This window comes from Brevibacterium sp., assembly GCF_052105255.1.
Lineage (GTDB): Bacteria > Actinomycetota > Actinomycetes > Actinomycetales > Brevibacteriaceae > Brevibacterium > Brevibacterium linens_B.
Window position 1 is genome coordinate 1 of the sequence record NZ_JBQDYQ010000007.1, and the last position, 9,082, is coordinate 9,082.

6 protein-coding genes are annotated in these 9,082 nt (G+C 66.0%); 2 read left to right on the forward strand and 4 right to left on the reverse strand.

The window, feature by feature from the left end:
* Window positions 1-27: 27 nt before the first annotated feature.
* Both aceB and aceA read right to left on the reverse strand, forming a co-directional pair.
* A complete protein-coding gene (gene aceB / locus ACTIIH_RS03785) occupies window positions 28-1,635 on the reverse strand; it encodes a malate synthase A (protein ID WP_441450550.1) in 1,608 nt (535 codons plus the stop codon).
* 242 nt (window positions 1,636-1,877) lie between these two features.
* Complete coding sequence (gene aceA, locus ACTIIH_RS03790) at window positions 1,878-3,188, reverse strand: isocitrate lyase (RefSeq protein ID WP_101595844.1); 1,311 nt, start codon at window positions 3,186-3,188, stop codon at window positions 1,878-1,880.
* 181 nt (window positions 3,189-3,369) lie between these two features.
* Between aceA and ACTIIH_RS03795 the strand changes: the two genes are divergently transcribed.
* A complete protein-coding gene (locus ACTIIH_RS03795; RefSeq protein WP_248279082.1) occupies window positions 3,370-4,821 on the forward strand; it encodes a helix-turn-helix transcriptional regulator in 1,452 nt (483 codons plus the stop codon).
* Window positions 4,822-4,913: 92 nt separating this feature from the next.
* Here the strand turns inward: ACTIIH_RS03795 and ACTIIH_RS03800 are convergent, their stop codons facing one another.
* The gene (locus ACTIIH_RS03800; RefSeq protein ID WP_441450553.1) at window positions 4,914-6,167 is read right to left on the reverse strand and encodes an alpha/beta hydrolase; all 1,254 of its coding nucleotides are present in this window, start codon (window positions 6,165-6,167) and stop codon (window positions 4,914-4,916) included.
* A 35-nt stretch (window positions 6,168-6,202) separates the two neighbouring features.
* Window positions 6,203-7,855: an FAD-dependent oxidoreductase gene (locus ACTIIH_RS03805; protein WP_441450555.1), complete on the reverse strand. Its 1,653-nt coding sequence runs from the start codon at window positions 7,853-7,855 to the stop codon at window positions 6,203-6,205.
* A gap of 37 nt (window positions 7,856-7,892) precedes the next feature.
* Between ACTIIH_RS03805 and ACTIIH_RS03810 the strand changes: the two genes are divergently transcribed.
* A partial coding sequence (locus ACTIIH_RS03810) for a site-specific DNA-methyltransferase (RefSeq protein ID WP_441450557.1) occupies window positions 7,893-9,082 on the forward strand: 1,190 nt, incomplete at its 3' end.

A 9,082-nucleotide genomic window follows, 5' to 3' on the forward strand; every position in this document is an offset into this window, starting at 1 on the left:
TGCTGGGCCGCCGTCAGGTAGTAATTGTTAGGCGACGAAGGCTTCGGTGGGCTTGGACACCCGGTCGACCAGGTGGTCGGTGTAGGCCGGCATGGTGAGGAACTCGGCGAACTCCTCACCCAGCGCCGTCTCACGGAAGATCTCCACGGCCTCATCGAAGTGGTCATCGGCACGGCGCTGCATCAGAGCCAGCTCCTCTCCGAGGTAACGCTCCACCAGACGCGTGGTCAGCTGCTGACCGTTGTCCAGAGTCACCTCGTGGCGGATCCACTGCCAGATCTGCGAGCGGCAGATCTCGGCCGTCGACACGTCTTCGAGCTGGTTCTCCAGAGCCACGTGCCCGTTTCCGCCGAGCCATTCGTTCATGTATCCGATGGCCACGCGGATGTTCACGCGCACGCCCTCTTCGGTCACGACCGGTTCGAGACCGGTGATGTCGAGGATGTTCTCACTGGTCACCTGCACATCGGGGCGCTTGTTCTCCAGCTGGTGCGGAGCTGATCCCAGAGCGGCGTCGAACACGGCCAGCGCTGCCGGAACCAGTGCCGGGTCGGCCACCCAGGTGCCGTCGAAGCCCTGCCAGGCCTCGCGGGCCTTGTCCTCACGCATGCGCTCGAACTCGGCGGCCACGAACTCCTCGTCCGGATGATCGGCCATGAGGTTGGACATCGTGCCGATCGCGTGTGCGCCGCGACGGTGGCAAGTGGCCACGAGCCGGTCAGTGAAGGCCTTCATCAGCGGCAGATCCATCGTCAGACGTTCGCGGTCGGGCAGAACGTAGTCGGTGGTGTTGCGCAGGTTCTTCACCACGGAGAACAGGTAGTCCCAACCGGCGGCCTCGAGACCTGCACAGTGCTCGCGCAGCTCGAAGAGGATCTCTTCCATCTGGAACACTGCGGTGATCGTCTCGATATGAGCGGTGGCCCGGATGGTGCCCCGTTCGATGCCGAGCATGTTCTGTGCCAGGACGAACACCTTGTTCCACAGGCGTGCTTCCTGCGAGGACTCGAGCTTCGGCAGGTAGAAGTACGGGCCGGAACCATTGTCGATGAGGTACCGAGCATTGTGGAAGAAGTAGAGACCGAAGTCGACCAGCGCTGCGGAGGTCGAGAACTCGGCTCCGTTGTCATCGACGTAGATCAGGTGCTTCTCGGGCAGGTGCCAACCGCGGGGGCGCAGCCCGATCGTCGGCTGGTTGTCGTTGTTGACGCCGGGCAGCTGACCGCGGATGGCGCGGAAGAGGTTGACCTGTCCGCCGATGACGTTGGCCCAGGTGGGGCTCGTGGCGTCTTCGAGATCGGCCAGCCACACCTTCGCCTGCGAGTTCAGTGCCGCCACGACCTCATCCTCGGTGACCGGCCCGGTGAGTTCCACGCGGCGGTCTTCGAGGCCGGGTGCTCCGGCGGATCCGGCGACCGACCAGGAGCGGTCGGCGCGGATGCGTGCGGTCTCGGGCTTGAAGCGGGGGAGGGTTCCGCCGTTCATCTCGGCCGCGCGGGCCCGGCGCGTGCGCAGCACGTCGCAGATGGTGCCGGCGAACTCGTCGTGGAGCTTGGCGATGAACGTCAGAGCAGGCTCCGAAAGGACGGTGCCGAAGCCGGTTTCGAGCGGCGCGTTGATCTTGATGTAAGACATGGGCTTCTCCTCACCCGTCGTAGTGTGTGCCTGGAATGTGCGGCTGGTGCTGTGGGGGATCCTCGCCGAGGCGGCTGCCCCGTGTTCGTGAGCGTTCCCGTGGGATCGTGGCGGGGTTTCGATGCGTCTGTGGTGTGACGGAGCGGATCGACAATGTAAACCCCGTGAAAACACTGCCGATCCGCCCCGGGTTCTGGGTGGGTTCATCCCCGCTGGTCAGCGGGGCGAAAACCCGGTGCGGCTCACTGGAACTGAGCGGTTTCGGTGGAGCCGGCCAGCGCGGTGGTCGACGACTCGGGGTTGAGTGCAGTCGACACCAGATCGAAGTAGCCGGTGCCCACCTCACGCTGGTGGCGGGTCGCGGTGTATCCGCGCTCCTCGGCAGCGAACTCGCGCTCCTGCAGGTCGACGTATGCCTTCATCTGCTCGCGGGCGTAGCCGTGGGCCAGATCGAACATCGAGTAGTTCAGAGCGTGGAAGCCGGCCAGGGTGATGAACTGGAACTTGTAGCCCATGGCTCCGAGCTCGCGCTGGAACTTCGCGATGGTGGCATCGTCGAGGTGCTTGCGCCAGTTGAACGACGGCGAGCAGTTGTAGGACAGCATCTGGTCCGGGTACTCGGCGTGGATCGCCTCGGCGAACTGCTTGGCTGCTTCGAGGTCAGGTGTGGAGGTCTCCATCCACAGCATGTCCGCGTAGGGAGCGAACGACAGTCCGCGTGCGATGCCTGCTTCGATGCCGTTGCGAACCTTGTAGAAGCCTTCGGCGGTGCGCTCACCGGTGACGAACTGCTGGTCGCGCTCGTCGATGTCCGAGGTCATCAGCGTGGCTGCCTCGGCGTCGGTACGGGCGATGACGAGGCTGGGCACGTTCTCGACGTCGGCCGCGAGGCGGGCGGCGTTGAGCGTGCGGATGTGCTGCGAGGTCGGGACGAGGACCTTGCCGCCGAGGTGGCCGCACTTCTTCTCGGAACCGAGCTGATCCTCGAAGTGCACACCGGCAGCGCCGGCTGCGATCATCGACCGCATGAGTTCGTAGACGTTGATCGAGCCGCCGAAGCCCGCTTCCGCGTCGGCGACGATCGGAGCGAACCAGTCGTCGACCTGCTTGTTGCCTTCCGAGGTCTCGATCTGGTCGGCGCGCATCAGAGCGTTGTTGATACGGCGGACGACCTGCGGCACCGAGTTGGCCGGGTAGATCGACTGGTCGGGGTAGGTCTGACCGGCGGCGTTCGCGTCGGCGGCGACCTGCCAGCCGGAGAGGTAGATGGCGTTGAGGCCGGCCTTGACCTGCTCGACTGCCTGGTTGCCGGTCAGTGCACCGAGTGCGTTGACGTAGTCACCGGAGTGGATGTCGCCGGCGGTGATCTGGTTCCAGAGGCGCTCGGCTCCGTGACGGGCCAGCGTGTGCTCCTCGATCAGCGAACCGCGCAGTTTGACGACATCCTCGGGCTCGTAGTCACGAGCGACTCCCGACCAGCGGGCGTTGGTGGCCCATTCGCGGCGGATGGCTTCAGCATCGTGCAAGCTGTTCTGCGTGGTGTTCTCAGTCATTGTCCTTCTCTTTCTCGATCTCTCGGGGTTGTTGATGTATCCAGTCTGCGGGGGCCGCAAGCGCTCTCGCATTGTTTTTTCGGATGAATAATCTCGATATTTCCGGTTTCAGAAATTTCGCGGTTCTGTCATACTGGTTTTCACGATTGTGAACCGGCCCACAGAAACCGAGGGAGGCGCCTTGAACAGCGTTGGCGCGGAAGTTGAGAGCGAAGACCAGCAGACCGACCCGCTCAGCATCGGCAGAAGAATCCGTTTTTTTCGCAAGAAGCGTGGTTTGACCCTCAACGAGCTGGGGCAGGAAGTGGGGCGCGCAGCGTCCCAGATCTCGACGATCGAGAACGGCAAGCGAGAAACTTCTGTCACGCTCTTGGCCGCGATTGCGAAGGCACTGAAGACAGATGTCTCCGAGCTCATCGATCCGGCTCCGATCGACGAGCGTCAAGCCCTCGAATTGGAGGCCGAACGCAATCAGGCCTCCCCCATGTACTCCGCACTCGGGCTGCCGCAGGTGCGGATCAAGTCCCTGCCGGCCGATGCCCTCGAAGCGATCGTGGGTCTCCAGCGGCAGCTCGGCGAAGCCCTCGAACGGCGTGCGGCCACCCCGGAGGAGGCACGGCGGGCCAACCGGGAGCTGCGGGATCGGATGAGGGAGAAGAACAACTACTTCGCCGACCTCGAGGCCACCGCCGCGGAACTGCTCGACCTCGTCGGCTACGAATCCGGAACGGTGTCACAGCGGCAGACAGCGCTCATCGCCGAGAAGCTCGGTTTCAGCCTCCATTACGTCTCCGACCTGCCAGAATCGACTCGGTCGATCTCGGACACCGCGAACAAGCGCCTGTATCTGCCCAATGCCGATGCCGCCTTCGATCCGCGGTCGCACCTGCTCATGAGCCTGGCTCCGCATGTCCTCGGTTATGACTCCCCGAAGGACTTCCACGAGTTCCTCCAGCAGCGCGTCGAGGCCAACTATCTGGCTGCCGCGATCCTGCTGCCCGAGTCCGCGGCCGTGCCGATGCTCGAGGAGGAGAAGAAGAAGCGGGTGCTCTCCGTCGAGCATCTGCGCGATATGTTCGGCGTCGGCTACGAGATGGCTGCCCACCGGTTCACGAACCTCGCCACCGAGCATCTCGGACTGCCCGTGCACTTCATGAAGGTCCACAATTCCGGCACGATCCACAAGGCGTACTCGAACGACGGCCTGCCGTTCCCTACCGATCCGCTCGGAGCGATCGAGGGCCAGTTCGCGTGCAAGCGCTTCACCTCGCGCACCGTCTTCCGCGTCGCAGACCGGTTCAGCCCGTACTACCAGTACACCGATACCCCGCACGGATCGTTCTGGTGCACAGCCCGCGTGCTGCCTGGCGGCGACTTCGCCATCAGCGTCGGCGTCCCGTTCTCCCACGTCCGCTGGTTCGAAGGTCGGGAGTCACCGATCCGCTCGCAGTCCGGATGCCCGGATCCGTCCTGCTGCCGGCAGGCCCCGGACGACCTGGCCGAGAAATGGGAGGATCAGGCGCTGCCGTCGGCCCGCATGCACGCCTCGCTGCTGGCCGCGGTTCCGCCCGGTGCCGTGCCCGGAGTCGACGACACCGAGGTCTACGAGTTCCTCGAACGCCATTCCGGCTGATCGTCGACAGAGATCGACGGCACAGGAATCCCACGCCGAGACGGCTCCCCCCACTCCGGGCGCCCCGTGACCGAGGCCGGTGAGCGTTCGGATCATTCCGCCAGGACTTCGGCCAGGCGGACGAGCATGAGTTCGCGCCACCACAGGTATTCGTGCCCGCCCACAAACGGTCGAGACACGATATCGATGCCGCGAGCGGCGAACTCCTCGGTGGCCTCGGCGACCGAGTCTGCAATGACCGTCTCCAGGGTCCCGTGGTCGACACAGAATGTCGGATGCGCGACGGCCTCGAGGGGCTCCGACTCGTGGGACTCCGACTCCCCGTCAGTGCCGTCAGATCTGTCGTCGGATCGGCTCGGCCCGAGGTCCCAGATCCTGCGCCCCTGGTCATCGGATTCCCAGAACGACGGTGAGAGGCAGATCCCGCGGAATGCTTCCGGGTGCCGCAGGGAGAAGAAGGCCGCGGCCAGTCCGCCATATGAGGCGCCCGCGACGATCGTCCGCGCTTTGACGTCCGGCGCGGTCCGACGGACGAGCGCGAGGACATCGTCGCAGAACCGCGGATTCATCACGAGGTCGTCGGCGCGCTGACCGACGGCCGCGTCCTCATCGGGCCCGCCCTCCCCGACGGGAGCGTGGTCGATGGCGATGACCGCTGACGGCGGGGACACCAGCTCGTCGATCCCCTCGAGCAGTCCCCCGCGGATGAACCGCTCCCCGTCGAAGACGATGAGCACCGGCGCCGAGGCGGGACCTCGCTGCGGTCGGTGGATCCAGGTCCGCCTCGGTGAGGAACCGAGGGTGATGACCTGTTCGTCGACGTCGGACCGCCCTTCCTCCTCCCTTCCGCTCGTGCCAGCGCCCGCTCTGGCTCCACCGGTCCAGTTCAAGGGCCGGGCATCGGGTGCGGCGAGTTCGAGGACCTGTTTTCGACGCATGTCCGTGACCGTGCGCAGGCCGTGATCACCGGTGGGAACGAAACCCTTCGCGAGGACATCGAGCCAGGTCGGACGGTCGGCGACCTGGAGTCCTCGCGGCACGGGCAGGAAGCGCAACGCCCCGCGATACCCCCGCGGAACCGCCAGTTCGATCGAATACCGCGTCGCGCCGGCACCGTCGACACTGTCGCCGCCCTCGTCCCCGGCCGGGCGTCGGACCATGATTCCGCCCGGCACATTCCGTCTGTTCGTGACGCCGTTGAGGTCGACGAAGATCTCCTGTCCGTCCTCGGGAGCCGCCTCGGCGGGAATGGATGAGGCCGGAAGATCCACCTGCAGCGTCCAGCTTTCGTCAGGACCGTTTTCGATCCACGTACACAGCGCGGGGACTTGCCGATTTTCGCTCACGAGCAGTATCCCTTTCACAGGATGGCAGGTTGGCCTCAACGGGCCGAGTTCTCGAACGCCCGATCGACGATCGTCTCGGCGATCGCCAGCGCCGAGGTGGCCGCCCACTTCGGCACGGACCTGACCATGGTCAGCCTGCCGCGCCTGGTCACAGTGAGTTCGTCGACGAGTCCGCCGTCGGCGGTCATCGCCTGAGCGCGGACTCCGCGGGTCCCGGGGACCACCGTGGTCGGGTCGAGCTCGGGGACGAAGCGGCGGATTCCGTCGACGAATGCGGTCCTGCTCACCAGCGGCCTGGCTCCGCGGGCCGCTGTCTTCGCTGTCTGGGCGGCGAACTTCCAGAATCCCTTGGATCTGGCGGTCGAGCTGATATCGGCGAGGTCGAATCCGTGGCGGTCGTAGGTTTCGCGGCCGAGGGCCACGAAGGTGTTCGGTCCGAGGATGATCCCATCGTCGAGTCCGCGGACGATCGAGGTTTCGGTGAAGGGGGCCTGCGGGTCGGGAACGGAGCCGATGATGCCGCGGACCACCTCGGTGCCGGTGGGGGCGTCTGTATCGGCAGCAGGGATCCGATAGAAGTCGCTGGTGAAAGGCACGATCCTCGGTTCGGCATTCAGTCCCGCGGCGGTCGCGAGGCGATCGGCCTGGAGGCCGGCGCAGACGATGACGATGTCGAAGGCACCGAGCACTTCCTCGGCTGGAGCGTCCCGGACCGAGCCGTCGCGGCGCGACTTGCTGGGTGTGTCACCAGCGCGCGATCTTGCGCCACCAGTACGCGAGCCGTCGCGGTTCGCCCACGCGTCGGAGACCTTCTGCGTCCACTCGCCGATCGTCGATTCGGCCTGTCTGAACCAGTCCTGCCCACCGAAGCGATCGCGCAGCTCGTCGCCGATGCCGATGACGGGTTCGCGGCCTTCCTCCCCGCGGTAGGTGCGCGGCCGGTCGCGGACCTGTTCGTCGCGGCTGTCATGAGCGTCGGCATTCTCCGCGCCGCGGCCGTCAGGGCCGGCCGCGCCATCGTGTTCATCCCGCTCGTCGGCAGTGCCTTCACCCCGGGCGCTATCGCCGGATTCCGAGGCTGCAGCCGCATCCCCCGCCGGCAAGTCTTCTGCCGGGACCGGGCGCCCACGCAGTCGGACTTCGTTGCTCATGGCATCGACGCCGGTGACCTCGGTGCCGAAGCGGAATGTCCCTCCGGCGCCGCGCACATCGGAGGCGAGCGCGGCGGTGAGCGCCGAGAAGTCAGCAACGGCCGCATGGGGTGAGAAGAGTCCGAGGACTCCCCTGACCGCCGGTTCGACGGCTCCGATCTCGTGGCGTTCGAGCAGTCGCGCTCCGGGGACCTCATTGTCCTTGGCACGGGCGAAGATCTCTTCGAGTCGTTCGGCTTCGTCGGTGTTCTGGGCGATGAGCAGCTGCCCGCATTCCCGGTAGGGCACGCCGGCTTCGGCCATATAGGGAATGAGCAGCTCGAGGCCCCGTCGGGTGAGCTTCGCCTCCGTCGAGCCGGGTGTCTGATCGAGTCCGGAGTCGACGATTCCGGAGGTGTGACCGCTCTGATGTGCGGCGACGGTATCGGCCTTGTCGAAAACGGTGACCTCGGCGGCGGGGAACCTCATGGTGACTTCGCGGGCGGCGGCGACACCGAGGATGCCGGCACCGACGACGGCCACTCGTGAAATACTCATACAGCAATCTTGGCACCGTTCGGGGTGAAGGAGAAGGATGACGACCGTCTTGGAGTGGCCGGGCAAGGCCGCCGCCTTCGCCCTCGGCCACCGCCTCATCGCGGATGCCGACACCGGGCCCGGCCCCGGTGAACGGGGACCCGAGCACCACCTCGGTGACTGTGATACGGAACGCGAGCCCCGCCTCGGCGAGGGTGACGAGGGACCCGAGCACCACCTCGGCGAGGGCGCCCGCCGTCCTCACCTGCGCAAGGATGACGGATCGAGCGTCGCTCCCGATCCGCGGGAGAATCTGCTCATCGTCGGGGACAATCTGCCGGCTCTGCAGGCGCTGCTGGCCACGCATCGCGGGCGGGTCAAGGTCGTCTACATCGATCCGCCGTACAACACGGGCAACGCGCACACCTACAAGGATCACGGGCACGATCACGCCAGTTGGCTGTCCTTCATGACTCCGCGGCTGCTGCTCGCGCGCGAGCTCATGCGCGACGATGGGGTGCTGTTCCTCCATCTCGACGACAAGGAGAGCGCGTGGGCGCAGCTGCTCGGGCACGAGATCTTCGGTGAGGACAATTCGCTGGGCACGCTCATCCATCAGCGGGCCAAGGGCGGGGGCAATGCGCGGTCGTTCGTGCGCGGGCACGACTATGTGCATGTCTGGGCCCGCGAGGCGAGCCGGGTCGGGCCGTTCCTCACGGAGAAGAAGTCGCCGGCGAAGCTCGAGGTCATCGACGGCAGGCGGATGCTCGTGGAAACCGATGTGCTGCGCGCCGGTTTCGGCCGGTATGCGCGCGGGTCCGAGCGGCGGCTGATGTATGAGGACATCGTCGCCGTCAAAGGCGAGAGGAAACTCGCCGAGGTGGACGCGAAGCTGGCATCGGGCGAGTACATCCTCCGGCCGTGGGGAACCGACGGCAAGCACGCGGTGGTGCGGGTGACGCCGGCGGAGAAGGCGAGTTCGAAGATGTACTCGATCATCAAGGCGCTCGGCGGGCAGAACGATCTGGAGCCGCTGGGTCTGGCGGGGGTGTTCAGCTATCCGAAGCCGGTCGAGCTGGTCAAGGCGCTCGTGGCCTCACAGACGTTCTTCGACCCCGATGCCATCGTCCTCGACTTCTTCGCCGGATCCGGGACCACGGCGCAGGCCGTGATGGAGGCCAATTCGCGCGACGCAGGTACGCGATCATTCGTGCTCGTGCAGACCCCGGAGCCGCTGCGGTCGAAGAC

Coding starts and splice junctions, on each gene's coding strand:
- aceB (WP_441450550.1), bottom strand. CDS start 1,635: ATGTCTTACATCAAGATCAACGCGCCGCTCGAAACCGGCTTCGGCACC.
- aceA (WP_101595844.1), bottom strand. CDS start 3,188: ATGACTGAGAACACCACGCAGAACAGCTTGCACGATGCTGAAGCCATC.
- ACTIIH_RS03805 (WP_441450555.1), bottom strand. CDS start 7,855: ATGAGTATTTCACGAGTGGCCGTCGTCGGTGCCGGCATCCTCGGTGTC.